Source organism: Ruminococcus sp. YE282 (assembly GCA_900101355.1).
GTDB classification, from domain to species: domain Bacteria; phylum Bacillota; class Clostridia; order Oscillospirales; family Acutalibacteraceae; genus Ruminococcoides; species Ruminococcoides bromii_A.
Genome location: FMUV01000001.1, coordinates 1 through 26306, shown reverse-complemented (window position 1 = coordinate 26306; position 26306 = coordinate 1). Strand labels below are relative to the sequence as shown.

Annotated in this window: 24 protein-coding genes, 2 tRNA genes and 2 other RNA genes; 12 read left to right on the top strand and 16 right to left on the bottom strand. The window is 40.9% G+C overall.

Annotated features, from left to right (window positions below):
• Positions 1-27: 27 nt before the first annotated feature.
• From BLP46_RS00140 to BLP46_RS00125, 4 genes are all read right to left on the bottom strand, one after another.
• Entirely contained in the window at positions 28-2466 is a 2439-nt protein-coding gene (locus tag BLP46_RS00140) for an SH3 domain-containing protein (protein ID WP_092973778.1), read from the bottom strand.
• A gap of 89 nt (positions 2467-2555) precedes the next feature.
• Positions 2556-3107 (bottom strand): hypothetical protein, encoded by a 552-nt coding sequence (locus tag BLP46_RS00135; protein WP_092973775.1) that lies wholly within the window; start codon positions 3105-3107, stop codon positions 2556-2558.
• A gap of 2 nt (positions 3108-3109) precedes the next feature.
• A complete protein-coding gene (locus BLP46_RS00130) occupies positions 3110-3721 on the bottom strand; it encodes a J domain-containing protein (protein ID WP_092973772.1) in 612 nt (203 codons plus the stop codon).
• Positions 3705-4571, bottom strand: coding sequence for a DUF5685 family protein (locus BLP46_RS00125; protein ID WP_092973769.1), 867 nt, complete (start codon positions 4569-4571; stop codon positions 3705-3707). Before BLP46_RS00125 ends, BLP46_RS00130 begins: the two co-directional genes overlap by 17 nt.
• Before the next feature lie 147 nt (positions 4572-4718).
• On the opposite strand from BLP46_RS00125, the gene BLP46_RS00120 reads away from it, so the two are divergent.
• Complete coding sequence (locus BLP46_RS00120; RefSeq protein WP_092973766.1) at positions 4719-5285, top strand: HAD-IB family phosphatase; 567 nt, start codon at positions 4719-4721, stop codon at positions 5283-5285.
• 51 nt (positions 5286-5336) lie between these two features.
• Here BLP46_RS00120 and BLP46_RS00115 read toward each other — a convergent pair whose 3' ends face one another.
• The 9 genes from BLP46_RS00115 to prfB form a co-directional block, all read right to left on the bottom strand.
• Entirely contained in the window at positions 5337-6191 is an 855-nt protein-coding gene (locus tag BLP46_RS00115; protein WP_092973763.1) for a hypothetical protein, read from the bottom strand.
• Positions 6192-6346: 155 nt separating this feature from the next.
• Positions 6347-8584 carry an ATP-dependent helicase gene (locus BLP46_RS00110; RefSeq protein ID WP_092973760.1) on the bottom strand — a complete coding sequence of 746 codons (2238 nt, stop codon included), beginning with the start codon at positions 8582-8584 and terminating at the stop codon, positions 6347-6349.
• A 71-nt stretch (positions 8585-8655) separates the two neighbouring features.
• The gene (locus tag BLP46_RS00105; protein ID WP_167669124.1) at positions 8656-9114 is read right to left on the bottom strand and encodes a DUF4358 domain-containing protein; all 459 of its coding nucleotides are present in this window, start codon (positions 9112-9114) and stop codon (positions 8656-8658) included.
• Positions 9115-9171: 57 nt separating this feature from the next.
• A tRNA-Pro gene (locus BLP46_RS00100) sits at positions 9172-9248 on the bottom strand.
• A 33-nt stretch (positions 9249-9281) separates the two neighbouring features.
• Positions 9282-9355: transfer RNA gene (locus tag BLP46_RS00095), tRNA-Gln, on the bottom strand.
• 82 nt (positions 9356-9437) lie between these two features.
• Positions 9438-10427: an ATP-binding protein gene (locus BLP46_RS00090; protein ID WP_092973754.1), complete on the bottom strand. Its 990-nt coding sequence runs from the start codon at positions 10425-10427 to the stop codon at positions 9438-9440.
• A gap of 20 nt (positions 10428-10447) precedes the next feature.
• Positions 10448-11539, bottom strand: coding sequence for a DnaD domain protein (locus BLP46_RS00085; RefSeq protein WP_092973750.1), 1092 nt, complete (start codon positions 11537-11539; stop codon positions 10448-10450).
• 330 nt (positions 11540-11869) lie between these two features.
• Complete coding sequence (locus tag BLP46_RS00080; RefSeq protein WP_092973747.1) at positions 11870-13081, bottom strand: cofactor-independent phosphoglycerate mutase; 1212 nt, start codon at positions 13079-13081, stop codon at positions 11870-11872.
• A gap of 128 nt (positions 13082-13209) precedes the next feature.
• Positions 13210-14328, bottom strand: a complete 1119-nt coding sequence (gene prfB, locus BLP46_RS00075) for a peptide chain release factor 2 (RefSeq protein WP_092973744.1) — start codon at positions 14326-14328, stop codon at positions 13210-13212.
• 384 nt (positions 14329-14712) lie between these two features.
• Here prfB and BLP46_RS00070 point away from each other — a divergent pair, with 384 nt between their 5' ends.
• Together BLP46_RS00070 and galU are read left to right on the top strand one after the other, a co-directional pair.
• Positions 14713-15726, top strand: a complete 1014-nt coding sequence (locus BLP46_RS00070) for an RING finger protein (RefSeq protein WP_092973741.1) — start codon at positions 14713-14715, stop codon at positions 15724-15726.
• Between the two features lie 192 nt (positions 15727-15918).
• Positions 15919-16794 (top strand): UTP--glucose-1-phosphate uridylyltransferase GalU, encoded by an 876-nt coding sequence (galU, locus tag BLP46_RS00065; protein WP_092973738.1) that lies wholly within the window; start codon positions 15919-15921, stop codon positions 16792-16794.
• A gap of 119 nt (positions 16795-16913) precedes the next feature.
• On the opposite strand, the gene nadC is transcribed toward galU, so the two are convergent.
• Together nadC and nadB are read right to left on the bottom strand one after the other, a co-directional pair.
• The gene (nadC, locus tag BLP46_RS00060) at positions 16914-17756 is read right to left on the bottom strand and encodes a carboxylating nicotinate-nucleotide diphosphorylase (protein WP_207645187.1); all 843 of its coding nucleotides are present in this window, start codon (positions 17754-17756) and stop codon (positions 16914-16916) included.
• Positions 17753-19222, bottom strand: a complete 1470-nt coding sequence (nadB, locus tag BLP46_RS00055; protein WP_092973735.1) for an L-aspartate oxidase — start codon at positions 19220-19222, stop codon at positions 17753-17755. Before nadB ends, nadC begins: the two co-directional genes overlap by 4 nt.
• Positions 19223-19351: 129 nt before the next feature.
• On the opposite strand from nadB, the gene hflX reads away from it, so the two are divergent.
• The 9 genes from hflX (at position 19352) to ssrA (ending at position 25879) form a co-directional block, all read left to right on the top strand.
• Positions 19352-20599: a GTPase HflX gene (hflX, locus tag BLP46_RS00050; protein WP_092973732.1), complete on the top strand. Its 1248-nt coding sequence runs from the start codon at positions 19352-19354 to the stop codon at positions 20597-20599.
• 183 nt (positions 20600-20782) lie between these two features.
• Positions 20783-21274, top strand: coding sequence for a phosphatase PAP2 family protein (locus BLP46_RS00045; RefSeq protein WP_092973729.1), 492 nt, complete (start codon positions 20783-20785; stop codon positions 21272-21274).
• A gap of 23 nt (positions 21275-21297) precedes the next feature.
• Complete coding sequence (locus BLP46_RS00040; RefSeq protein ID WP_092973726.1) at positions 21298-21969, top strand: acyltransferase; 672 nt, start codon at positions 21298-21300, stop codon at positions 21967-21969.
• 132 nt (positions 21970-22101) lie between these two features.
• An RNA gene (ffs, locus tag BLP46_RS00035) (signal recognition particle sRNA small type) lies at positions 22102-22200 on the top strand.
• 68 nt (positions 22201-22268) lie between these two features.
• Positions 22269-24014: a DNA polymerase III subunit gamma/tau gene (gene dnaX, locus BLP46_RS00030; protein WP_092973723.1), complete on the top strand. Its 1746-nt coding sequence runs from the start codon at positions 22269-22271 to the stop codon at positions 24012-24014.
• 53 nt (positions 24015-24067) lie between these two features.
• Positions 24068-24415 (top strand): YbaB/EbfC family nucleoid-associated protein, encoded by a 348-nt coding sequence (locus tag BLP46_RS00025; RefSeq protein ID WP_092973720.1) that lies wholly within the window; start codon positions 24068-24070, stop codon positions 24413-24415.
• A gap of 1 nt (position 24416) precedes the next feature.
• Positions 24417-25019 (top strand): recombination mediator RecR, encoded by a 603-nt coding sequence (recR, locus tag BLP46_RS00020; protein ID WP_092973716.1) that lies wholly within the window; start codon positions 24417-24419, stop codon positions 25017-25019.
• On the top strand, positions 25019-25480 hold the full coding sequence (gene smpB, locus BLP46_RS00015; RefSeq protein WP_092973713.1) for an SsrA-binding protein SmpB: 462 nt from the start codon (positions 25019-25021) through the stop codon (positions 25478-25480). The genes recR and smpB overlap by 1 nt, the downstream gene beginning before the upstream one ends.
• A gap of 48 nt (positions 25481-25528) precedes the next feature.
• Positions 25529-25879: a transfer-messenger RNA gene (gene ssrA / locus BLP46_RS00010) on the top strand.
• A 186-nt stretch (positions 25880-26065) separates the two neighbouring features.
• Here ssrA and BLP46_RS00005 read toward each other — a convergent pair.
• Positions 26066-26306 (bottom strand): transposase (locus tag BLP46_RS00005; protein WP_143000409.1); only part of this gene is annotated, 241 nt, incomplete at its 5' end.

Here is a 26306-nt window from a genome sequence, read left to right as displayed (position 1 = left end):
TTATCTTATTTTATTATATAACCTATATTAACCTATTGATATACTTCTGTTGCGAGGACAAGTGTAACTGAATCCCTTTTTGTTATACTGACCGTCACGGGCATAATTGCCGTAGAAAAACATTTCCGCTTCGTCAACTCTTCTGTACAGCAATCCCCAATAACAGCTTCCGGAAGCGTGGTGATATGCAAAAAAGTTGTCGGCAAACGCCTGCTTGCTTACGTTATTTAAATCCCTGTTTTTGGAGCTTGCGGATGAAGAAACGGAAGCATATGATGAATAGATATAGCCCACGGTGCCGTTGGATAATTTGATTTTATACCAATTTGAATTGTAAGTTTTGCCGTCTACAAATGTAAACTTTGTGTTTTCATCCATACAGGTAAGAATTGAATATCCTGTTCCCGCACCCGAGCGCAGATTTACATAGCTGGAATTTACATATCCGTTCGCTCCGGCACTTATTGAGCCCGAACCGCCCGAACTTGTGTTCAGAAGTACAGACTGCAAGTCAGAGTCGTTGTAGAGCGCGTAATAACCAACATTGTACGCAAAACAAACCAGTGCATCAAACTGCTGTTGATTGAATTTAATATTGTTTTCGGTCAGATATGCATTAGTCTTTGTGGTATACCCGCCTTTGTTCACCGTTTGGCAAAGATATGCATACGCCTGGTTTTTGGTAAGATTATTGTAGAACTGTTCATTTTTTGTAACAACCTTGCCGTATCCGAGAGTTGGGTCTGATGTAATGCTGTCAGCAGTTACCTTTGAAAGGAATCCCTCGTAGTCTGCAATAAGATTAATAACCTCATCGCTTGCACGTCTTTCTCCGATTACGGTAGTTGTGGTATCGGTTGAATTTGTAACAAATACTTCACCCTCGCCGTTTTGCGCAGTGGTAAGGTATGAGTTTGACGACTTAAATTTTGAATAAGCTTTTACCGTCCACTTTCCCGAAATCGGCAATTGTTTTGAAGCAGACCATACATATGTATCTCCGTCTTCTACTTTGCTTGTTGCTTCAACGGTATATGAGGTTGAACCGTTAGAAACCACAAATCTTAAGGCAACTCTGTCTCTGTCTGTTATTGCCTTAAAAGTAACGTTGGAATTTTTCGGTGCAGAGTTTGGAGAAGCATAAACAAACTGGATATTATCACGGCTTGTAACCTGAATAAGGCAAGTTGCCGCTCCGTTTGAAGTATATGCCGTTATTGTTGCATAGCCGCTGCGTTTTGTATCAACAACACCGTTATCAACGGTTGCAACATTCGGGTTTGATGTTTTCCACTTAACTCCGCTTGTGGTTGATGTAAGAAGAACCGATTTTAAGCAACGCATACCCGTTATTTTATTTGAAGAAATATTAACGTTTGAACCCGATTTCACCGTAAATCGGCAGGACGCCTTTTCCGAACCCGAAGAGGCGGTAATTGTAACGCTTCCCGATGATTTTGCAGTAACTATGCCGTTTGAATCAACAGAAGCAACTGAAGTATCGGAGCTTGTCCATCTGTACGACGAATCTCCCGAAGCAGTCAGCGCAAAGGTATTGCCCACATAAACAGTCTCGTTGGTGTTTGAAAGTTTAATTGAAGAATCGGAATCATCAGGAGTATCATCCCCGGAAGGCGTCGAGTCTTTTGTTGCGTATGTACTCATAATATAACCTGTTTTTCCGTCCGAGATTTTTATATTATACCAATTTGAATTATGAAGCTCGGTATCTATAAAAGTAAACTTTGCATCTTTGCGCATACAGGTAACAATTGAATAATTTGTGCCTGCACCCGAACGCAGATTTACGTAGTCGTCATTTACATAACCGGTAACCTTTGATACAGGTGTATCGGGTGTAGTCGGGTCCGGGTCAGGTTCTTTTGACGAATCCTTGGTTACATAGGTATTTAATACATAACCTGTTTTTCCGTCCGAAAGCTTAATATTATACCAGCTTGAATTATAAAGCGTTGAGCTTACAAACGAAAACTTTGTGTTTTTACGCATACAGGTAACAACAGAATATCCTGTGCCTGCACCCGAACGCAAATTCACATAATCGGAGTTAATATATCCTGTTGCGGAATTTGAATCGTTTGACGGCTTTGACGGAACCGACGTAACCTTGACATAGTTTCTGTGAACATAGCCGGTGTTTGAATTTGAATCCAATTTGATTTTATACCAGTTTGAATTATAAAGTTTGCCGTCAACAAACGTAACTTTTGTGTTTTCACGCATACAAGTCACAACAGAGTATCCTGTGCCCGCACCCGAACGCATATTTACATAATCGTCGGAAATGTATCCTTTTGCCTCAGCCGTCGGAGTTAATTCGGCAGCACTTGCGGAAAAAAACTGAACAGCACATAAAAATACTGACCCTACCATTAAAGCGGCAAGAACCAGACAGACAATTCGTATGAAAAATTTTGACTTCATAAATGCACCTTCAAAAAACATAAATATAATTCCTTTTGACTTATTGCACAATCGGCAACAAATCAAAAGTCTATAAACCTCTAAATAACAAAGAAAATGTTAAACCTGCATTATTTAATTCTGCCAAACAATTTATCTCTTAAATTTCTGACATATACATTAACAAAAACCGTTACCGCATAGTCATAAAGTGCAAAAAATATATTTCCGACAATTAAAAATACCCACGGAATATAAACTCCGAATATTGTATAATCTTCATTTGGAATTGAAAGCAACCACATTCCGATATAAAATGAACCGACGGCGGCAATATTAAACACAACAAATTTTAATATGTACTGTACGACCTTTGATTTGAGCTTACTCTCAATTTTGCATTTGATTATCGGATAATATCCGAAAAAGGCAATATAATAGAGCACGGCTTCTTTATCGCCTGCCAAAAATACAGACAGAACCGACACCGTCAAAAACACGCCTGCCGCCCACTTTGCGCCGTATTCAATCAAAACGGCTAAAAGCAAAATTCCCGCAAAGCACGGCAACGCATATGTTCCCACAGGAATCAGCGACGTTATCATCATCAGAACAACGCCGAGTGCGGCGGAAATTCCGCAAAAAGCAATACGAAAAGTCGGTTTTTGTAATCCGTTTTTCATATTTAACACCCTGACCTGCAACAACTGCACAAACAATCGGTGCACATTATGGCAGAACAAATGTCGCACACCGAACAGCCTGCATCGCCTTGCATATTAGACTGATTAAAGCCGCCGTAATTATATGCTCTCTGGCTTTGCATATTATTGAGTGCGGCACGATATTCGGTATTGTTCGGATTCATATTGCAGGCAGTTGTAAAATAGCTGAATGCCTGTTCGCTCCAGCCTCGCCTGTATGCGCACATTCCCTTAAGATAATGCCATTCGGCACTTCGTCCCGAAACAGGAATAGAATCAAGCATTTGTTCGGCTTGGTCTATCATATTGCGCTGAATATAAATTCTGATATTATAAAATTGTGAGTTTGCAGCACCTCCAGAAGCATATGAAGAACTTCCCGTTGAACCGCTCCCCTTGCCCTTTTGGCGCCACTGGTTAATTGTATCGTACGCCTCGTTAATTTCTTTCATCTTTTGCTCGGCAACGTCGGCAAGAGGCGAATTTGCATAATTATCGGGATGATACTTTTTGGCAAGCTTTCTGTAAGCGGATTTAATTTCATCATCTGTTGCGGTTTCGGACACGCCGAGAACCTCATACGGATTCGTCATTTTTGACCTCCATTGTTTTCTTTTCCATAACCCTGTTTTGTGCTGACGGAAAACCGTACAGCATCATATTATCAAATATACCCTTAAAATCAGTTAATTCAATAAGATTATATGCATTGTACGCTCTTGCAAGCGACTGATTAAGCACTCCTGTCATATAATCAAAAATATTGTCTTGCTTTATACTTAAGAACGGATTAAAATTATTGTGCTTTATATCATCCTCGTAATCGTCCGCGGCGTCAATAAGATACACCCATCTTCCGAGATGATAACCAAATTCATAATAAACACGCTTGTCCACTTCGTCGTCAGCTTCAAGCGACAAAATATTTGCAAGCATAAATGCGGTTGGGTGTGCGGCAGAATCAATTGAAATATTGTCACTGTGCTCGGCATTAAACTGCATTGTCATCATTTCTGAAACGATTTTTTCAATTTCAGGATAATTTTTTGCAGCCTTTTTATGCCAATGAGAAAAAAACGGTTTTAACAAGTATGCTGCAATTTTCTTAAAAAATCCGCTGTCCGCTATATCATCCTTAAGCTTATAATATGATGAAATTACAGACAGTGCGGAGGCCTTTAAGTAGCAATCGGCAGAATCCACGGCAAATTTGCATTTTTTCAGCGGATTAAACTTACATCTGCCGTCTTTAAAGGACTTGCAGCTTCTTTTGAGCGACATAAGGAGCATTGCGTAAAAAGTACAGTCATAGCTTAGGATAAACCTTATAAGGAAGGAATAATCCTTGCCGAGCTGATTGCAAAGTCCGCAGTAAACCGACTTGTATGCTTCATATTCACGCACCAAAAGTTCACTTTTTTGAACCCTTAAATATCCAAACACAGGCGTGCTCCTTATAATATAATTATACATTATGATTATACAACAAATCACCTGAATTGGCAATAGAAAAGTATTGCTTGAAAAATTTTCCGTATGATGATAATATAGTATCAAAAAATAATAAATAATCTATGAAAGTATAAAATTATGAATGTTTATGATTTTGACAACACAATTTACGACGGAGACTCAACAGCGGATTTCTATTTATTCTCAATTAAAAGGCACAAAAGGATTTCGCTTAAACTCCCCTCGTTATTCTGTGCGTTTTTCAATTTTTATGTGCTGAAAAACGGTACAAAAACCGAATTTAAACAAAAAATGTATTGCTTTTTGGAATGTTGTGATATTGACAAAGACGTTAACGATTTTTGGGAGATAAATCAGAGCAAAATTAAAAAATTCTATCTTAATCAACAAAAGGACGACGATGTAATAATATCTGCTTCTCCCGAATTTTTGCTTGAACCAATATGCCAAAAGCTGAAAATAAAGTACCTGATTGCCTCAAAGGTTGATAAATCAAGCGGTAAATACAGCGGAATTAACTGCCACGGCAAAGAAAAGGTAAAAAGATTTTATCAGGTATTTAAAAACGGCAAAATTGACAACTTTTACTCCGACAGCAAAAGTGATACACCCCTTGCCGAGCTTGCGGATAAGGCGTTTATTGTAAAAAAGAATAATATAACGGATTGGAATTTTGACAAATAAAACGGTCGAGGCAAATGCCCCGACCGTTTTTGCGCAGTTGCATAAATTATACTAATTGCAACAATTGCACTGCGGATTGGCAGTTGGTCTGTCACAGTCAGTTTCGGAAGAACTGGGCGGGAAGAATGAGTCTGTCGGAAATTCAATCTTGCTGAATGCTTCACACGGGTCGTCGGTTCTTGCCTCACACTCTTTGCGCGGAACACAAAAATCATATGACGGAATCATAAGCTGTACGTTGCGCTCAAGCTGAGTAATCGTAAATATACCAAGAGTAACAAGGACCTGCTTATCATCGGGTCTGCAAAGGTCTTCACCGAGATAGTCTGTCACGCAATCAGGAACATACGGCACATTTATCGACGGTTTTGCACATACAAGTTTTGCGGAAAGCGCCATCGGGTTTGATATGTTTACCGTAGCACGCGGCATACTTCCCTTTTCGGCTGAACAACAATTTTCGGGCGGTCTGTGGCGGTGGTCCTCACGGTCATCGCTTGAAAACGATTTTACGTTTCCTGAGCTTCCGTACAAAACAACACGTTTTCCGTACGTGGCAACGCCGTTTACCGTTGTCGGCAAAGCACCTTTGTCCGAATAAACATCACAGCACACCGAAAAGTAGAATACCATATCAACACAGTAAAATCCTGTGTGAAATGCCACCGAGTCCACCTTTACCGTGGCGTTGCTTACGCTTGCTTTGTTTATTCTTACTGAGGTTGCGTTATTTACAATGCTTTGGTTTTGCGGAGTAAAAAACACGGGCAGGTCGCTAAGGCAGTCCTTTGCACCGCAACTGTCATAGATTCTCGGAATATCTACGCATACGGAATCAAAATCAACATCCGAATTGCCGACTGAGCGTGACGTAGTCTGCTCAGAATCAATTGGTGCTTCTGGCATAAAAATTACCTCCATATTAAGTATTAACAGGCTTAAATAGGCTCTGCAACAATACATAATACGGAGGTTTGTGATTTTTGTGATTAATACGGCTTAAATTAAAGGAACTTTGCAATATATTTTTAAGTTAAAATTCTAAGCTGCCGCAACTGAGTTTATGTTTTTTCCATTTTGCTGAAATTTGCCATAAGATTTTTTGTTCCCGCCTTATCAAACGAAATTTCCAGCAGGGTATCATTACCCATTTTTTCGGTTTTCATAACCATGCCTCTGCCAAACACTTTGTGTAAAACAGTATCTCCGACCTTATACACAACGCCCGACTGAGCGGCAGGTTTTTTGTACATTGATTTTGCATACGACATTTTTGCTTTTTGACCGACCGATATTTTTTCGGTCTTCGCAGTCGGTGCCTGAGAGTTGTCGGAGGCTGCGTATTTATTTTCGTTGCCGGTATAATTAATAAGCTCGTCGGGGATTTCGTTGAGGAATCGGGAAGCCTTGTTAAACGTTGTTGAACCGAATAACATTCTTGAACGGGTTTTGGTGAGATAGAGTTTTTCTTTGGCTCTTGTAATTCCCACATACGCAAGCCTGCGTTCCTCCCCTATTTCGTCAGGGTTCATAATTGAGGCATACGAAGGGAAGATTCCGTCTTCCATACCTGTTATGAATACAACAGGAAACTCAAGACCTTTTGCGCTGTGCAGCGTCATCATAACGCAGGTGTCGGCATTTGCGTCATAGTTGTCAATGTCGGTTTGAAGCGAGATTTCCTCCAAGAATGAGGAAAGGTCTGCCTCATCTCCGTAATCTTCTTCAAACTTGATTACGTTAGACAAAAGCTCTTCAATATTTTCTATGCGAACATCCGCATTTTCTTTCTCATTTTTTAGATATAACGTGTAATTGGTATGTTCGAGAATCAAATTATATAATTCCGCAAGAGAATAATCTCCGCTTTGCTCAGCCTCAATCAGTCCGTCTATCAGCTTTACAAATTCTTTTAATTTAGCCGATGCGCGTGACAAAGCAGGAAAATCGTCCGCATTTTTAATTACGGAATAAATACTCTCGCCAAGTCCTGCCGCAATTTCTGCCGCATTTGCAACGGTTTTTGCACCGATTGAGCGTTTTGGAACATTGATTATTCGGCTAAGTCTTACGTCGTCATGCGGATTGTTTATAACCTGAAGATATGCAACCATATCTCGAATTTCCTCACGGTCATAGAATCGGTGACCGCCGATTATGCGATGCGGTACTCCCGAACGTGAAAGCGCCTGCTCAATTGCGTTTGACTGGGCATTTGTACGATAAAGCACGGCAAAATCAGAAAATTTTCTTCCGTCGGCAACGCCGTCAAGTATAGTATTTGCGACAAAGTTTGCTTCGTCACGCTCGCTTTCACAAGAGTGAACCTCAATTTTGTCACCCTTTGCATTTTCTGTCCAAAGGGTTTTGCCCTTTCGCATAGTATTATTGGAAATTACTTCGTTTGCCGCATTAAGAATGTTCTGAGTGCTGCGGTAGTTCTGCTCAAGACGGATTATCTTTGCACCCTTAAAGGTGTTTTCAAACGACAAAATGTTTTCAATCGTAGCTCCTCTGAATTTGTAAATACTCTGGTCATCATCGCCGACAACACAAATATTGCCGTATTTCTCGGCAAGCATACTTACAAATTTATACTGGACTTTGTTGGTATCCTGATACTCGTCAACCATTATGTACTTAAACTGATTCTGATAAAACTCCAAAATATCGGGACATTTTTCAAACAAAACTACGGCGTTGCAGAGCAAATCGTCAAAATCCATTGCATCGGCTGTTTTTAGCCTTGCCTGATAGATTTCATAAACCTTGGCAACCGAAGCTTTGCGGTTGTCATACTCAGCCTGCTTTAACATCTCGGCGGGTGAAAGCATCTTATCCTTAGCCTTTGAAATTTCAGACAAAACAGCCTTAACCGGCAAAATCTTTTCGTCGATATTAAGCTGCTTCATAATATCCTTGGCAAGCTTTTTCTGGTCATCGGTCGCATAAACTGTAAAATGGCTGGAATAACCGATTCTGTCGCCGTAGCGGCGAAGGATTCTTGCACAGGTTGAGTGAAACGTTGCAGCCCATATGTCATTGCCGCCCTCGGGAACGGCAGCGCATATACGTTCTTTCAGCTCGCCCGCCGCTTTGTTTGTAAAAGTTATTGCAAGAATGTTCCAAGGATTGCAAAGCTGAGACTGAAGAATGTACGCTATTCTGTTAACGAGAACGGTTGTCTTTCCCGAGCCCGCTCCGGCAAGTATCAGCAAAGGTCCTTCGGTTGAAAAAACAGCCTGCTGCTGCATTTCGTTCATATGTGAAAAATTCTGTTTAATTTCGCTCTGAGTCATATGTTCTCCCAAATAGTTTGTGATAAAAGAAACGGGCGAACCAAGTTCGCCCATTCAGTCCGAATTTTAAATTATTTTATAAAGCTGTAATATGTGTCAAGAATATCCGAAGCATTATCTGCAACAATAAGACTTACAAAATTTCCGTCCTTTGTAACCTTACAATCCTTTACCATATCAAGCTTTTCAGGCGTATATGAAGAATACTGGCTTACAATTGAGTTGTAACGGGTTGTAAGCGCTGTTTCTATATTGCCTGCGGCTGTTGAATCAACAGCTTCAACAAGTACGATTTCAACCGGAGCATCGTTGTTAGAGTCAATTTCTGCGGCAAACTGCTTTACGTCGTCAGCATTGATGTTGTAATATTTACTGAGGTCATCTGTGCTTGAAAGAGTTTGAAGCGAAAGGCTGTAATCATTATTGATTTTATCCATAGCTTCCGAAAGCTTTACATCTTTAGAACCGCATCCTGCGAACATTGCAAGACACAAAACAAGAACCGTTGCAAGAGAAATTACTCTTTTCATAATACGCCCTCCAATATTTAATACTAAAAAATAACGCCGCCATAAGACGGCGCTATGTGGTCGAGGTGACAAGATTCGAACTTGCGACCCCATCGTCCCGAACGATGTGCGCTACCAAACTGCGCTACACCTCGAAATAATACAGCCTCGAAGTTACTCGAGGCTGATGGCTGTGGAATAGGGATTCGAACCCCAACAAACAGAGTCAGAGTCTGTCGTGCTACCGTTACACTATTCCACAAAATCATTATTGCATCTTTCCGTGCAACGATAGTTATTATAAGTCAAAAAATTGAAAATGTCAATACATAAAATAAAAATTTTTATTTTTTTCTTATTCTTATATCGGTTCCGAGAAAATCAAGCCTTTCTGCGTTTCCGCACACACGGGAAACAAATCGCTGAGAATAGCTTTTTTCGAGCTCGTGCATTGTCAGGTTAGTATTAATAATAATCGGCTTGTCCTGGAGCATACGTGAATTAAAAGTATTGTAAAGCTGGGCTGTGTAGTATTTTGTCTGAAATTCCGTGCCCAAGTCGTCAACGATTAACAAATCGCAATCAATCAACATATCGGTAATCTGATATTCCTCGGCACCTTTTGAACGAAATTGTTTTTCAAATTCCTGCGTCAGCTTTGGTGCGGTAGCGTATATTACGCCAAACCCCTTTTTTATTACTTCGTTTGCAATAGCAAGCGAAAGATGGGTTTTGCCAAGTCCCGTAGAACCTTTCATAAGCAAACTTTTTGAATTGACATTAAAATTCTGCGCATAATTTTTGCAGTATGAAAAAATCTTTTGAATTTGGTTATACGGAGAAATTCCGACCGAGCTGTCCACCCTTTTGTCATAATACTCTGGGTTGAACGACTCAAAGGTTGAGAGAGACAGCGGAGCATTCTTGTTGAGTTCTTCGCAGGCACAGGTTATCAGCATTTGCTTAAGGCATTGGCAAACAACCGTCTTTCCGTTTTCTTCGCAATAGCCGGTATCACCGCACTTTGGGCAGGAATAATAAGGCTCTAAAGCTCTGACGGAATATCCGTTTGATATAAGGATACCCGAAAGTTCAGCCTGAAGCGCAAGGTTTTCGACCTTAAGTTTCCTGACATTCTCGGCAACGTTTCCGCCGTTAAGCACAGCACGGGCGGCACGTATTCCGCTTGTTGCAATTTGCTGTTCAAGCTCTTTTGTTCTTGGAAAAGCCTTATAGATTTCCGCCCTGCGTCGGTCTGCGTCTTTTTCAGCTTTCAATTTTCTCTGGGCAATCCTGTCAGTTGCCATATCATATATTTTTTTGCCGTAACCCATACTTACCTCCCTTGCCGCAATTAATCGTCAAGTATATTGATTTTTTCAAGCTCATCAATATCATACGATGCTTTTCTCGTTGATTTTGTTGTGGCTTTATTTGAGCCTGATTCAAACTGTTTCAGCTCTGACGGAGATTTTATATTACTTCCGTGCCAACGCTTTAAAATTCCGTCAATATAGTTAAACTTCATTGTACCCTTTGAATCGACGCATCTTTCATACGCCTCCCGAAGCATTTCGGGAGAAAACTTCCAGTCGCCAATCCATCTTTGGCTGTATTCAAGCTGCTTCTTCGTTGGCGAACCGACATTTTGAAGTCCAAAAGCTGAGGATACAATTGAAAAATACTTGTTGAGTTGCTTTGCAAGACGAATTTTGTTGTCTGCCGCCTCAACAGAATAAATTCCGTCGTCAGCCCAAGCAATGCCGATTTTCTCAACGGTTCGCATATTCCCCTTATCAATACTAATGCAATACTGGATAAGCATAAGTATTACGTCAAGCGGCAAACCGCAGGTATCCTTTAGCATAAGAAGCGTCGAGCAATCAGAATTTGACAATGTTTTGCCAAGCGCCATTTGTGCTTCTTCAACCAAAATTTTAAGTTCTTCGTCAACCGCAAGTCTTTGAGAAGTAAACACATAGTCCGGCTTCTGAGGCTTTGCAACGGTAAAGTGCTTTTTGGGCTCGGCTTCCTGCTCCTTTGTTTCTTGTGATGTGTTCGCAGTGTTTAAATTTGTCTGCTTCTCAGGTTTGATTACAGGCAATAAACTTTCAGATTCTTCTTTATAAGAATTTTCACTTTGGACTTTTATATTATTTGCATTGTTGACCGCTTGATTACTGTCGCTGCTTGGGAAGTATGTACCGTCGTCACACTTTAAAATTCCCATACTCACCCAATAATCCAAAGCTTCGGGAATGTCGGTAACATTAACGCCTGTAACATCCGAAATTTTATTTTCATCAAATTCACTTCCGCTGTTTCTCAATACAAACAGCAGAATTTTAAGTTTTACGCCGTCAGAAAATTTTAATCCTTCGTCAACTACCTTTGACGGCACGGCAAAAATTGAGTTCCAAGCTCCTAAATCGAGTTTGATTGACATTATATCTACTTCCTAAATTAATATAGAGATAGTATAACATATTTTTTTATATTTGAATAGTAAAAATATTTTTTGAAGACACGTCAATTTCTATTCTTTTGCGGTCGATAAACAATAATTTTGTCCCTAAATCTTTTAATCAGCGCAGATAAAAGAATATATATACACCTAGCCAAGAGTGATAAAATAATTATTAATGCAGTTATTATTACAGTAGACGCCGCTGTAAATATTATATCAAACACAAAAAAACCTCCGCACTTATTAATGATAACTACATTATAAATGCAGAGGTATGATTATTATAAAGAATTGTGTTGATGATTGTAATTATTTTGAAAGAAAATGATTCATCATCGTAAATCCCTTGGCAATATAATTGCCTGTTTCTTTTGCCTGCTTTTCGCAGAAGCAAGTTACCTTGCTGTCAACAGGATTTTTGCTGTCGTAAATAAGGTAAGGAACAGGATTTGAAGTGTGAGTTTTGATTGCAAGCGGTGTTGGATGGTCAGGGCAAACAAGAACCGCAAAATCATCATAAGACTTCAAAAACTCTGTAACAGGTCCGAGTATATGCTTATCAATCATTTCAATGGCTTTAACTTTGTTTTCAGCCTCTCCCCTGTGACCGCATTCGTCGGGAGCTTCAACGTGAATATATACCAAATCGGAACCGTTTTTAAATTCATTAATCGCAGCCTGGCATTTGCCATCAAAGTTGGTGTCAATATAGCCTGTTGCTCCGTCAACATCAACGCTGTTCATTCCTGCACAAATTGCAATTCCTTTCAACAAATCCACAGCAGAAATCATACTGCCCTTTTTGCCAAACTTTTTAAAGAACGTGTCAAGCTTCGGTTTAGTTCCTTCGCCCCACAGCCAAATTGAGTTTGCAGGTCTTTTTCCCTCGGCAACTCTCTTTTTGTTAATCGGGTGATCTTTGAGCAAGTCATAACTTTTTTTCATCAAATCATAAAGCTTTGCGGTGTCGTCACCCTTTGGAATATAATCTTTAATCACACGGTTTGAAATGTCGTGAGGAGGAGTAAGCTCTCCGGGGTGCGGATTGCCGTTCTTCCAAACAAGGCAATGACGATATGAAACTCCGGGATAAAAACTAAACGTATCGTCGCCGAGGTTTTTCTGAATATAATCAATAAGTTCTTTAGCCTCGGGAGTTGAAATATCGCCGCCGCAGTAATCAACCATAGTTTTGTCGGAATATTCGGGCTCATCGGACAATGTTACAAGATTGCACCTTAGAGTTACGTCTGTTTCACTAAGGTCAATACCAATGCTTACGGCTTCAAGCGGAGAACGTCCGCTGTAATAAACTGCCGGTTCATAGCCGAGAACAGAAAGATTTGCAACGTCGCTTCCGGGTTTTAGTCCCTCTGCAACTGTTTTTACCATACCGACCTCTGCCTTTGCAGCAAGACTGTCCATGCAAGGTTTGTCGGCTTTTTCCATAGGTGTGACGCCGCCGAGAGCCTCGTTCGGCTCATCTGCCATACCGTCACAAAGCATTACAAGATACTTCATCTATACCATTTCCTTTTCTATAACAACAATTGTGTTTTATATTAACCAACGAAATATTCGTCGCTTTAATAACTTAAATAAATTAATTTCTGATAATCCAAAACGGACCATACATTATCATATACAAATTACTTTTGCAGAGTGCCAAGACTTGCACATTTTAAGTAAGCATTGATAAATCCGTCAAGGTCGCCGTCCATTACAGCCTGAATATTACCTGTTTCATAGCCTGTGCGGTGGTCTTTAACCATTGTGTACGGCATAAATACATAGCTGCGTATTTGCGAACCCCAGGTGATTTCCTTTTGAACGCCTTTTATATCTTCAATTTTTTCAAGATGCTCACGCTCTTTGATTTCAACGAGTTTTGAAATGAGCATTTTCATTGCAACGTCACGGTTCTGATACTGGCTTCGCTCAACCTGGCTGGCAACAACGATTCCCGTTGGGATATGTGTAAGACGAACGGCAGAAGAAGTCTTGTTGACTTTCTGACCGCCTGCACCGCTTGCACGATAAACGTCCATTTTGATGTCCTCGGGAGCAATGTTTACCTGAATATCGTCGTCCATTTCGGGCATAACCTCTAATGACGAAAAACTTGTGTGACGGCGTCCTGCCGAGTCAAACGGAGAAACACGAACAAGTCTGTGAACTCCCGCTTCGCTTTTAAGATAACCGTATGCGTTTTCACCCTCTATTAACAGGACCGCACTTTTCAAACCTGCCTCGTCGCCGTCAAGGTAGTCAACCTCTTTTACCTTAAAGCCGTGAGCCTCTGACCAACGTGTATACATTCTGTACAGCATCTCTGCCCAATCCTGAGCTTCCGTACCGCCGGAACCTGCGTGGAAAGTAAGAATTGCATTATTTTTATCATATTCGCCGGTTAAAAGGGTTTGCAAACGCTGTTTTTCAAGATTTGTCTTAACGGCTTCAACCTCACTCTGAGCTTCCTCAAGAAGCGAAAGGTCTTCTTCCTCGTTGGCAAGTTCAATCAAAGCCGCAGTATCTTCGTATTTTGCAACAAGGTTTTCATAAGCTTCTACCTTGCCCTTTAACGAGCCTGTTTTTTGCAAAACCTTTTGAGACTTTTCGACATCGTCCCAAAATCCCGGCTCAGTAGCCTTTAACTCAAGCTGCTGTATCTCGGATTTCATACCTTTCATTCCGAGTGCATCCGACAAATCGTCGATTTCAGGCTTTAACGCCTGCAAAGAAAGCAATAATTCCTCAAATTGTACCATTAAAATATACCTTTCTAAATATATTAAATCAAATAATTGTAAGACAATATATATTATCACACATAAGCGGATAATATATTAACCATAAATTTATAAATCGGAGCAACGCTCTGCTTTGTTCGCAAGATGTAAAAACCATCATAAATTGCAAACAGCACAAAAGAGGCATAAGCTCCTCGGGTTTCGGCGTGAGATTGTTCTTTTGCCGAAAGACCGCAACAGATACCGCACCTAACGGGCGAGAAATATCTGCACTATGATTATACCAAATTACGCATAAAATGTAAACTTTTATTTAAAAAATTTATTTTAAACGAATTGTTATTGCAATTAATCTGTTAATTTGTTATAATTTAATGTGAAATAGAATATACGGAGGAAAATATGGAATTTACAAATTACAAATGCCCCGTATGCAATGAACATTTTAAGCAGGGCGACGATATTGTTGTGTGCCCTGATTGCGGTGCTCCGCACCACAGAAAATGTTATGAAGAACTTGGTCATTGCTACTATAAAGAAGAACATTCAAAAGATTTTTCTTTTGAAGAACTTAATAAAGATGAAGATGAAAACGATAATACAGACAAGGAAAAATCGACCGTTGTCTGCCCAAGATGCCATCATGTAAACGACAGTACATCTTTTTATTGCGGAAAATGCGGATTTCCGCTTTCCGAAGACACCAAACAGGAAAGCCAAAACCCGTATCAAAATCAAGGCAATCCGCAGCAACCGTTTGGTCAAGGAACGCCGTTTGGATATGCAGGAGCAGGAATGCCGGCGTTTGACCCATTGGCAGGACTTGACAGCGAACAGGAAATTGCCGACAATGTTACGGTTGGCGAAATGTCAAAGTTTGTCGGAAAATCAACGCAGTATTTCCTTTTGATTTTTAACAAAATAAAAAACTTCGGCACATCAAGATTTAACTTTGCGGCATTTTTATTCTCTGGGGTTTATTTCCTGTACAGAAAAATGATAGCGTTAGGCATAATCTTTTCACTGCTCAGCGTTTCTTTTACGGTTGGCGAGTTTTTTATTATGCTTATGCCGGAATATCAGAACTATATGAATACGATAATAAATTCGGCAAGCAGTTCGCAGATGTTCTACACCATGTCGCTCGGCTCGCAGTATTCGATGTCGGAAATTTTGTTCATCTATTCTCCTTATATACTCTCGGCATTAAACGGAATACTGATGATTGTGTGCGGATTTATTGCAAACCGAACATATTATAAGCATTGCACCAAAAAAATCAACGCAATAAAAAAGGAATCCGTTGACGTCAACATTAACAAAAAGCTTGAAGCTTCGGGCGGCGTAAATCTTCCGCTTGCATTGTGCGTTGAAATAGCATTTTTAGTATTAAATTATATACCTTTGTTTTTATAACGTGAGTGCGGAGTCCCAATTCATAAGGCGACTGATAGCGAAAGCTATAATCTCTCACTTAAGTCCTTAGAAGCAACTCTCCTCTGCACTTTTTGCAATTTTCGCAAGTTCTGCTTCTTGAAAGCAAAGAAGAATGTTGCTCTGACTTTAATTTTCATTATATTAAATATATAAAATTTTTGGAGGAAATTTATGAAAATCACAAAAGCTGTTATTCCTGCTGCGGGATTTGGAACAAGAGTTCTGCCTGCAACAAAGAATATGCCAAAAGAAATGTTCCCGATTGTGGACAAGCCCACAATCCAGTACATTGTTGAGGAAGCCGTTGCAGCCGGCATAACCGACATACTTATCATTACGAACAGGGGAAAAGGATTAATAGAAGACCACTTTGACGCTTCACCCGAACTTGAAAATTTACTTGAAAAAAGTGGCAAAACAGAATTTTTAGAAACCGTAAGAAATATTTCAAACCTTGCAAACATCAGTTTTATAAGACAAAAAGAAATGAAAGGCCTTGGTCACGCCGTTATAAAAGCAAAATCATTTGTAGGCAACGAGCCTTTTGCGGTAATGTACGGCGACGGTGTTATCGTAAGCAAAACCGAGCCTGCAATCAAGCAGCTTATAGACTGCTACGGCGAATTTGGCGAAGGCGTTGTAGGTGTAAAAAAGGTTCCTGAAAAGGATATTCATAAATACGGCTCACTAAAGGTTGAGAATATTCACGATAACGTATTTAAATGCACAGATATGAAAGAAAAGCCGCAAACCAAAGAAGAAGTTCTGTCGCTTTATTCTATTCTTGACAGATGTGTTCTGCCGGCTGAAATTTTTGATATTCTTGAAAACACAGCTCCCGGAGCCGGCGGCGAGATTCAGTTGACCGACGCTATGCGCCAAATTGCAATCACAAAGGGTATGACTGCCGTTGAATTTGAGGGCAAAAGATATGATATGGGCAATAAATTCGGCATTTTGCAGGCACAGATTGAAGTAGGACTCAATCATCCCGAAACAAGCGAACAGCTCAAAGAATTTATAAAAGAGATTGCAAAAACACTTTAAAATCATTAGATAGAAAATCATTACATAGCTCAATATATAACCAAAGGCACTCTTGACAACAATTAAGTCAAAAGTGCCTTTGAATTTTATCTGTATACTATCCGAAAATATGGAAGCCGTTATTCTGTTATCTTTAACGAAATGTCAAAGGCTGTGACCGAATGAGTTAATGCACCCATTGAAATAATGTCAACGCCTGTTTGTGCAACTTCTTTAAGTGTTTCGTCGGTAATATTTCCGCTTGCTTCAAGCAAGGCCTTGCCATCGGTTATCTTAACAGCCTCTTTCATCATTTCAGGAGTCATATTGTCAAGCATAATTACATCAACATCAGCTGCAAGAGCCTGTTTCAGTTCATCAAGATTACGCACTTCAAGCTCAATTTTTGTCATATGTCCAAGTCTTTTTTTGAGCTTGGCAACCGCATTTGCAATACCGCCGCCTGCGTCAATATGATTATCCTTGAGCATTGCTGCGTCAGAAAGATTATAGCGGTGGTTTCTGCCGCCTCCGACTGTAACGGCATATTTTTGAATCGGGCGAAGTCCGGGAAGAGTCTTGCGGGTATCTGCAATTGAAGCATTTGTACCCTTAACAAGCTCAACGGCTTTGTTTGTAGCCGTTGCAACTCCGCTCATATGCTGAATCAAGTTAAGCGCAGTTCTTTCGCCCTTTAAAATCGTGCGTGTCTTTCCGTGAATTTCGGCAATAATATCGCCCTTTTTCAGCTTATCGCCGTCGTGCTTATATATTTTTGTTTCAAATCCGTTTGGCTGCAAAATTTCAAAAACTCTCAGCGCAACCTCAATTCCGCAAAGGATTCCGTCGCTTTTTGCAAGGAACTTTGCGCTGTTTTCCTGTTCTTCATCAATCAGGTAATCCGTGGTTGTATCAAGGTAATTTATATCTTCCAAAAGAGCGGTCTTAATCAAATTATCCACATAAATACTGTTTAACATCATAGGTTTATACCCTCCCGTACTTCATCAAGAATTATGCTTGCGACAACAGCAATGCTTTTTGCCTCTACAAGGTCAGAGGTTATCTCATAGTCTTCGCTGAAAAGCTGATTGACAATGCTTTCAACCTCTTGATAGCTTTCCTCATATTTTTCAGGTTTCGGAAGAACAAAATAAGCGTCCTGCATTATTTCTCTTATTCTTGAACGGAAGCCGTGAGGCATCGCCTTGCCCTCAATCGGCTTGTGAACAGGTTCTCTGCCTATTGTTTTTCTTCCGTATTTTTTAATCTTTCTCGTAATATCTTCAGCAGCCGACCTTGAGAATACAAGCGCCTCAAGAAGAGAATTGCTGGCAAGTCGGTTAGCGCCGTGAACGCCTGTGTGGGAACACTCGCCTGCTGCATACAAACCGTCAACCGAGGTGCGGGCATCCAAATCAACATTAATTCCGCCCATAAGATAGTGCTGGCACGGGAACACAGGAATCCTGTCTTTGGTAATGTCAACACCCTCTTCAAGACAGCGTTCATATATCATCGGAAAACGCTCTTTAAGAAACTCGGCAGGCTTGTCGGTAATATCAAGATAGAAGTTTTCGCTTCCTGTCTTTAAAGATTCACGAATGATAGCGTCAGAAACCACATCACGCGGAGCAAGCTCTCCTCTGCTGTCATAATCAAAGGCAAATCTTCTTCCGTCACAATTAAGAAGGACTGCGCCCTCTCCTCTTACCGCTTCGCTTATAAGGAACCTCTCACGGTCTTTTTCAGCAGCAAATGCAGTCGGGTGAAACTGAACCCTTGAAAGATGGCTGATTTTAGCGCCGAGCATATAGGCAAAAGCTATGCCGTCGCCTGTTGCAATGGCGGAGTTTGTGGTATACTTATACACCCTTCCTATACCGCCGGTTGCCAGTATACAATAGTTTGTTCCATAGCAAAAGCTTTCGCCGTCTTTTAAGATATTGATATAAAATCCGCCGAACACTCTTTGAATTGAATAAACAAGTGCATTATCACAAACAGTAACATTTGGGTGGGTAAGCACCACTTCAATAAGTTTGTCAACAATAGCCTTGCCTGTTGAATCCTTGTGATGAACAATTCTGTGGCGGCTGTGACCTGCCTCAAGGGTCTTACACATTGTTCCGTCCGGATTTAAATCAAAATCAACGCCAAGCTGTTTGATTTTTAATACATCCGACGGTCCCTCTTTAACAAGTTTTTCAACAGCCGAAAGATTGTTCTTGTATTTTCCGGCAATCAGGGTATCGGTAATATGCAGTTTGTAATTATCGTGCACGGTGTCAAGCACGCACGCAACGCCGCCCTGTGCAAGCGAACTGTTCGAGAGCGGCAGTTCACGCTTTGACACAAGCAAAACGTTAATATCGCTTGGAAAATTAAGTGCGGCATACAAACCGGCTGCACCTGTACCTATAATTATTACGTCAAATTTTTTATCCATTCTGCCCATTCCCTAAATAAAATTTAAAACTTTCATTTACAAAAATTTACTTGTATATTATACTACTTAATGAAAGAATAGTAAAGAACAAATTGGCTACATAAAAGTGTAAGCAAAAGGAAAAATATTATGGAACTTAAAAGCAATGAAGAGAAAATTTCAAGAGCACTGCTCATAAGCGTTGATTCGGGAGAATATGACGCCGAAGCTTCGCTTGAAGAACTGTTTGAACTTGTTAAAAGCGCAGGAGCAGAGCCTGAGCTTTCTGTTATGCAAAAGCTCGACAGACCTGAATCCGCAACATACTTAGGCAGCGGGAAACTCAAAGAAATTGCACAGATATGCGATGAACGGGAAATTGATATTATCGTTGCGGACAGCGAGCTTTCACCGACCCAAATCAAGAACATTGAACACGAAACCGACGTAAGGGTAATCGACCGCACCACGCTGATTCTTGATATTTTTGCACAACGTGCACGTTCAAAAGAGGGCAAACTTCAAGTTGAGCTTGCACAGCTCAAATATATGCTTCCGCGCCTTACGGGAAAGGGCATTGAAATGTCAAGACTTGGCGGCGGCATAGGCACGCGCGGTCCCGGCGAAACAAAGCTTGAGACCGACAAACGTCACATCAGACGAAGAATGGAAACTCTTAAAGACGAGCTTGCCGAGGTTGAAAAACACAGACAAATGCTCAGGAAACGCCGCAAAAAAGACGGAGTTGTTACATGTGCAATAGTAGGCTACACAAATGCGGGAAAATCCACGCTTATGAACTACCTTACAAATGCAGGCGTGCTTGCACAGGACAAACTTTTTGCCACTCTTGACCCAACGTCAAGGGCTTTAAAACTGCCGAGCGGAGTAACAATTATGCTTATAGACACGGTTGGACTTGTACGCAGACTTCCCCACCACCTTGTTGAGGCGTTTCGCTCAACGCTTGAAGAAGCTGCACAATCCGATATAATCATCAACCTTTGCGACGCGTCAAGCGACGAAGCTCGAACACATTTACAGGTAACAAAAGATTTGCTTGAAAGCCTTAACTGCGGCGACACTCCGATTATCAATGTACTGAACAAATGCGATTTAATTGCCGACGATACGATTGAACAGGACTTTGGCTCATATGTAAAGATAAGTGCTAAAACCGGAGAGGGCATAGAAAAGCTTCTCGAAGAAATCGACAACAACCTGCCTCTCAGGCTAAAAAAAGTAAATGTGCTCATTCCGTTTGCAAATGCGGGTCTCGCCAATGAAATAAGAAATAAAGGCACGCTGCTCAGTGAAGAATATGAATCTGACGGAATAAAGATTGAAGCAATTGTTGACGAACAAACCTATGCAAAAATCGGAAATTTTGAAGTATAATATCTGTCCTGCAAGTTAATAATATTGCAAATTAATATCAATTTGATATAATATAATTATTGTTGCTTTTAATTGTAAATCTGAGGTGATTTTACGAATTTTTTTGACTTTATTACTTCAATTGATTTTTCAATACTGAATTTCATTCAAAACACATTCAGATGTGGTTTCCTTGATTTTGTGATGAAATATCTGAGCATTATCGGAGAACTTGGAGGAATTTGGATATTAGCGGCAATTATTATGTTATGCTTTCGCAAAACAAGGGCAACGGGCGTAATGGTTATGTGTGCTCTTTTAATCGGGGCTTTAATCGGCGAAGTCGGACTCAAACATCTTGTCTGTCGTCCGAGACCGTTTATAGTTAATCCTGATGTAATTCCGCCGATAACACCTCCGTCGGGATACAGTTTTCCGTCAGGACACAGTTGTTCGTCGTTTGTGGCGGTAACAATAATGTTTGTGCGTGACAAAAGAATCGGTATTCCGGCACTTGTGCTCGGAATACTCATAGCATTTTCACGTTTGTACAATTATGTTCACTTTCCTTCCGACGTTTTATGCGGAATACTTTTGGGAATAATTTCTGCAATTATCGTTTTGGTTATTTTCAAGAAAACAGGATTCGATAAAAAGTTGTCGGGAGATTTAAAATACAAAAGCACTGAAAATTAAAATATCTGAGAGGGGAAATTAAAATGGGTAATGAAAAGCTGCTCGCAAAAAACCTTTTTGACTTTAGCAAATCAATTGCAAAACCGCTTCTTGAAAGCATTGAATACCCTTGGGAGGCTCTTCCTAAAATCAAGGACTTCATCATAGAACTCGGCAAAACTCTTGACCCTGAGATTTATGAACAAAGAGGCGAAAACGTTTGGGTTGCCAAAAGCGCAAAAGTATTTCCGTCCGCATATCTCGGCGGTCCGCTGATTATCTGTGAGGATGCGGAAATCAGACAGTGTGCATTCATAAGAGGAAGTGCCATTGTCGGTAAGGGTGCAGTTGTCGGAAACTCCACCGAGCTTAAAAACTCGATTCTGTTTGACGGTGTTCAAACGCCACACTACAATTACATAGGCGACAGTATTCTCGGATACAAAGCTCACACGGGCGCGGGCACAATAACGTCAAATCTAAAAAGTGACAAAAGCCTTGTTACGGTTTTGTGTGACGGTCAGAAAATAGAAACCAACGTAAAGAAATTCGGCGCAATGCTCGGAGACTTTGTTGAGGTCGGCTGCAACAGCGTGCTTAACCCCGGCTCTGTAATCGGCAGAAACACCAATATTTATCCGCTGTCATTTGTACGTGGCTATGTACCCGAAAATTCAATTTATAAACGTTTGGGAGAAGTTGCGGATAAAATCTGATAAAAAGTTGAACTTGCGGCAGTTTATCGCTGCTGCAAGTTTAAAAAACTTTATTCCACATATTGATTTTATCAAAACAATATGATATAATAATTTAGAATTGCAAGAAGTCATTGCATACAAATAAGTGAACGGCAGGCCCTGTGCGATTGGGGTCTGTGAACCATGTCAGGTGGGGAACCAAGCAGCATTAAGCAGTATTTCTGATGCGATACAGCCAGTCTGCCGTTCTCTTATTTGTGTGATTGCCGTTGTTTCGGCTGACGGCTTGCATTTTTTGTTGATACGGGGGTGGAAGTTTGTATCAGGTTTTATACAGAAAATGGCGACCGAAAACTTTTGACGATGTTTGCGGTCAGGAACACATAACCACCACCCTGAAAAACGAGGTCAAGGAAAATCGTATTAATCACGCATACCTCTTTACCGGCTCACGAGGCACGGGAAAAACCACCTGTGCCAAAATTCTTGCTAAGGCTGTAAACTGCACCCATTCAACAGACGGCAATCCATGCGGCGAATGTGAAATCTGCCGTGGAATTGAAAACGGAAGTATTCTTGACGTTGTTGAAATGGACGCGGCTTCAAACCGAGGCATTGACGATATTCGTGACATAATATCAAAGGTTCAGCTTTCGCCGGAAAGATGCAAATACAGAGTCTATATTATTGACGAAGTTCATATGCTTTCTACGGAAGCATTCAACGCTCTTCTTAAAACTCTTGAAGAACCTCCGGAACACGTTATTTTTATTCTTGCAACAACTGAGATTCACAAAGTTTTGCCAACAATACAGTCACGTTGCCAGAGGTTTGACTTTAACAGAATTTCGCCTCGCACCATTGCAGACAGACTTCTATATGTTGCTCAGCAGGAAGAATTGGAGCTTACCGACAGTGCGGCTATGCTTATTGCCTCTGTTTCCGACGGAGCTATGCGAGACGCTTTGTCTTTGCTTGACAGATGTATGGCAATCGGCACGCACATAGGCGAAAAAATTGTTGCCGACGCCGCAGGACTTGCAGACAAAACATATCTTTATGAGCTTGCGGCTTGCATAATAAATAAAAACACGGCAAAATCTCTTGAAATCATAAGCAGACTGTATTCACAATCCAAGGATATGGCTCGGCTCTGTGATGAGCTTATATCGCACTTTCGTGCTCTGATGTTAATAAAATCAGTCCGAGAACCTCGGGATATGCTCATAATGTCGGACAGCGACTTTGAAAAAGCTCAAACTCAGGCAGACTATCTTTCACTTGCAGACATTGTTTACTATATGGATGTGCTTTCACGCGCGTTTCAGCGTATGGGTAACGGCACCGGGGACAGATGCGAGCTTGAAATGGCTTTGGTTAAGCTTTCTTCGCCCGAACTTGACGGAACAACAGAAGCCCTGACAGCAAGGATAACCGCTCTTGAAAATGCAGTTAAAAGAGGATTTGCCTCCTCCCCTGCCGTACAGGTTGAAACCGATAAAACAGATGTTGCGGACGAAACAGAAGATAAAGCCACGCAAATCGGGAAAGCCAAAAATGAGGTTTCAAATCAGGTTATTGAAACTGAAAATAATAAAATTTCTGAGCCTGATTTATCATCCAATCAACCACCTGTTTCAAGTGAAGCAGCAATGCCAAAGGCACCGATTGCAAAGCCTGTTCCCGTAATTGAAACTCCAAGACCAACGAAAAGCGTTAACATTGACGAAATTTATTCAAATGCAAAACCGTTTCCGAAATGGGTCGAAGTTGTTAATAATCTCAAGCCGTTTTCAAGGGCAATTGCCGCCGCATTTACAGGTTCAACAGCATATGAAAGCGGAAATTACCTTTTGATTGACACAAATAATGAGATTGCATTTGATTTGCTTAAAAATTCCGGCAGACGCGATGAAATTCGCAAAATCATACAGGAAACTACCGGAAAGGTTTATAAACTCGGTCCGTACAAACGCCCTCAAAAAAAGGACGAACAACAGGACAAACTCGAAAATTTTAAAAATATTATAAAAGACAGTGGAATAGAACTTGTTGAAGAATAGCAACAATATTATTCTGTATCAGAATTAATTTTTCTTTGAAAGGAAGTATAAATATGAAAGCAAGATTACCAAAGGGATACGGCGGCGGTCCAAATAACATCCAGCAGCTTGCACGTCAGGCACAAAAGCTTCAGGATGATATGGAAGCAGCATCGGCAGAACTTGAAACAAAAGAGTACACGGCAAATGCCGGCGGCGGCGCAGTTTCCGTTACCGTTACCGGAAAGATGGAGCTTACAAAAGTTGACATTTCACCTGATGTTGTTGACCCAGAAGACGTTGAGATGCTTTCCGACCTTGTAATGGCAGCCGCAAACGAAGCATTAAGGGCAGCCTCAAAAGAAAAAGAGGATAAAATGGAATCAATATCAGGCGGACTGAATATTCCGGGAATGTTCTGATATGGCACAATACAATGTCGCTCCGCTTGAAAATCTTGTGGAGCAATTTGAAAAAATGCCCGGAATCGGACACAAAACCGCACAGAGGCTTGCATATTATGTTTTGAATCTGTCAAAAACACAAGCAGACCAACTTGCTAATGCAGTTCTCGACGCACATTCCAAAATTCATTACTGCAAAAAATGCTGTAACCTCACGGACAAAGAACTGTGTCCGATATGCGAAAATCCGAGCAGGGATAATTCGGTTATCTGCGTTGTTGAAACTCCGAGAGACGCAACGGCTGTTGAAAACACACACGAATACAAGGGAGTTTACCACGTTTTGCACGGTGCTATCTCCCCTCTTAATGATGTCGGTCCCGACAACCTCACAATAAAACAGCTTGTTGCAAGACTTTCGGACGACACGGTAAAAGAAGTAATTATGGCTACCAACCCCACAGTTGAGGGTGACGCAACTGCCCTTTACATTTCAAAGCTTCTTAAACCGATGGGCGTTAAGGTAACAAGGCTCGCCTACGGAATACCTGTCGGCGGCGACCTTGAATATGCCGATGAGTACACACTTGCAAAGGCCTTGGAAGGCAGGAACGAAATCTGATGAGTTCACTAAAAACAATTGCACAAAACAAAAAGGCACGCCACGACTACTTTATTGAAGAGTCTTTTGAGGCAGGCATTGAGCTTTGCGGAACAGAAGTAAAGTCAATTCGCAGCGGCAGAGTCAACCTGAAAGACAGTTGGTGTTCAATAGTTGAAGGCGAAATTTTTGTAAACGGAATGCACATATCTCCGTATGAGCAGGGTAATATTTTTAACAGAGACCCTCTGAGAGTTCGCAGGCTGCTTATGCACAAAAAAGAAATCAACAAACTTTACGGCACGGTAAAGCAAACGGGTTACTCGCTTATACCGATAAGTCTGTATTTTAAAGACAGCAAGGTTAAAGTTCAGGTTGGTTTGTGCAAAGGCAAAAAGCTTTATGACAAACGTGAAGATATGGCAAAACGCAGTGCAAAGCGCGACATTGAGCGTGCAATTAAAAATCAATCTCACATATAAATCTTTGGGTAAGCGCAAAGTTTACCCAAAGAAAATATATTATAATACGGGGATGTAAAGGCTTCGACGGGGATTGCAAACCTTGATAAGCGAGCGGCGGTGCGGAACCGCCATAAAATCCGCAACTTTAAAATTAACTGACAAAAATACAGTTGAATTAGCAGCTGCCTAAGGCGCTGCTCGTCCTGCCTGTGAGTACCACGGCACAGGTTTGGGCGTCGATTAGTGGTAAATGTGAACAGAGGTCTGCTCCGCCCTTTGTCACACATCAGGAGCTGCCGAGCCGCAAAGCCTGTCGTTGGGCGCTGCGGTAAGGGAGATTTAAAACAGCGACTACGCTCGTAGAAACTCTTGGCAAGCAGTTTTCGGACACGGGTTCGACTCCCGTCATCTCCACCAAGCAGGTATTGGACGAACACCTACTTCTTTAGCGGCGGCTTTGCCGTCAAGGTGATGCTCTGATACGAAACAGAAAACCGACGCATACTGAAATTCAGTGTGCGTCGGTTTTTTTCGGCTCAATGTCAATAGTTGGGGTAAACCGAAAAATGAAAATGAATGAAATATTAAAGACAAGCGATAGCGTCAAGCTGTCGCTTGTTTTTGGGAATTGACAGATTTAAGAGAAAATATATGTAAAATACGATTACGAAAACGGTTGGAATTTCTGTAACCGTAAGCGTTTCTTTTGAGGACTTTGATTTTTTTGTTGCAGCCTTCAGTAAAGCCGTTTGTGATAGTGGAAGAAAATGAATTAAGAATACCTGTCAGCCAATTCATCATAGTATTAGCACACTTTTGAAGTTGTGGAATATCACTGTCAAGT

Coding starts and splice junctions, on each gene's coding strand:
- BLP46_RS00080 (WP_092973747.1), bottom strand. CDS start 13,081: ATGAAGTATCTTGTAATGCTTTGTGACGGTATGGCAGATGAGCCGAAC.
- BLP46_RS00040 (WP_092973726.1), top strand. CDS start 21,298: ATGGGTAATGAAAAGCTGCTCGCAAAAAACCTTTTTGACTTTAGCAAA.
- nadB (WP_092973735.1), bottom strand. CDS start 19,222: ATGGATAAAAAATTTGACGTAATAATTATAGGTACAGGTGCAGCCGGT.
- galU (WP_092973738.1), top strand. CDS start 15,919: ATGAAAATCACAAAAGCTGTTATTCCTGCTGCGGGATTTGGAACAAGA.
- BLP46_RS00130 (WP_092973772.1), bottom strand. CDS start 3,721: ATGACGAATCCGTATGAGGTTCTCGGCGTGTCCGAAACCGCAACAGAT.
- BLP46_RS00110 (WP_092973760.1), bottom strand. CDS start 8,584: ATGACTCAGAGCGAAATTAAACAGAATTTTTCACATATGAACGAAATG.
- BLP46_RS00115 (WP_092973763.1), bottom strand. CDS start 6,191: ATGCCAGAAGCACCAATTGATTCTGAGCAGACTACGTCACGCTCAGTC.
- BLP46_RS00135 (WP_092973775.1), bottom strand. CDS start 3,107: ATGAAAAACGGATTACAAAAACCGACTTTTCGTATTGCTTTTTGCGGA.
- prfB (WP_092973744.1), bottom strand. CDS start 14,328: ATGGTACAATTTGAGGAATTATTGCTTTCTTTGCAGGCGTTAAAGCCT.
- BLP46_RS00070 (WP_092973741.1), top strand. CDS start 14,713: ATGGAATTTACAAATTACAAATGCCCCGTATGCAATGAACATTTTAAG.
- BLP46_RS00025 (WP_092973720.1), top strand. CDS start 24,068: ATGAAAGCAAGATTACCAAAGGGATACGGCGGCGGTCCAAATAACATC.
- nadC (WP_207645187.1), bottom strand. CDS start 17,756: ATGATGTTAAACAGTATTTATGTGGATAATTTGATTAAGACCGCTCTT.
- BLP46_RS00105 (WP_167669124.1), bottom strand. CDS start 9,114: ATGAAAAGAGTAATTTCTCTTGCAACGGTTCTTGTTTTGTGTCTTGCA.
- hflX (WP_092973732.1), top strand. CDS start 19,352: ATGGAACTTAAAAGCAATGAAGAGAAAATTTCAAGAGCACTGCTCATA.
- smpB (WP_092973713.1), top strand. CDS start 25,019: ATGAGTTCACTAAAAACAATTGCACAAAACAAAAAGGCACGCCACGAC.
- BLP46_RS00090 (WP_092973754.1), bottom strand. CDS start 10,427: ATGGGTTACGGCAAAAAAATATATGATATGGCAACTGACAGGATTGCC.
- BLP46_RS00140 (WP_092973778.1), bottom strand. CDS start 2,466: ATGTTTTTTGAAGGTGCATTTATGAAGTCAAAATTTTTCATACGAATT.
- BLP46_RS00045 (WP_092973729.1), top strand. CDS start 20,783: ATGAAATATCTGAGCATTATCGGAGAACTTGGAGGAATTTGGATATTA.
- recR (WP_092973716.1), top strand. CDS start 24,417: ATGGCACAATACAATGTCGCTCCGCTTGAAAATCTTGTGGAGCAATTT.
- BLP46_RS00085 (WP_092973750.1), bottom strand. CDS start 11,539: ATGTCAATCAAACTCGATTTAGGAGCTTGGAACTCAATTTTTGCCGTG.
- BLP46_RS00120 (WP_092973766.1), top strand. CDS start 4,719: ATGAATGTTTATGATTTTGACAACACAATTTACGACGGAGACTCAACA.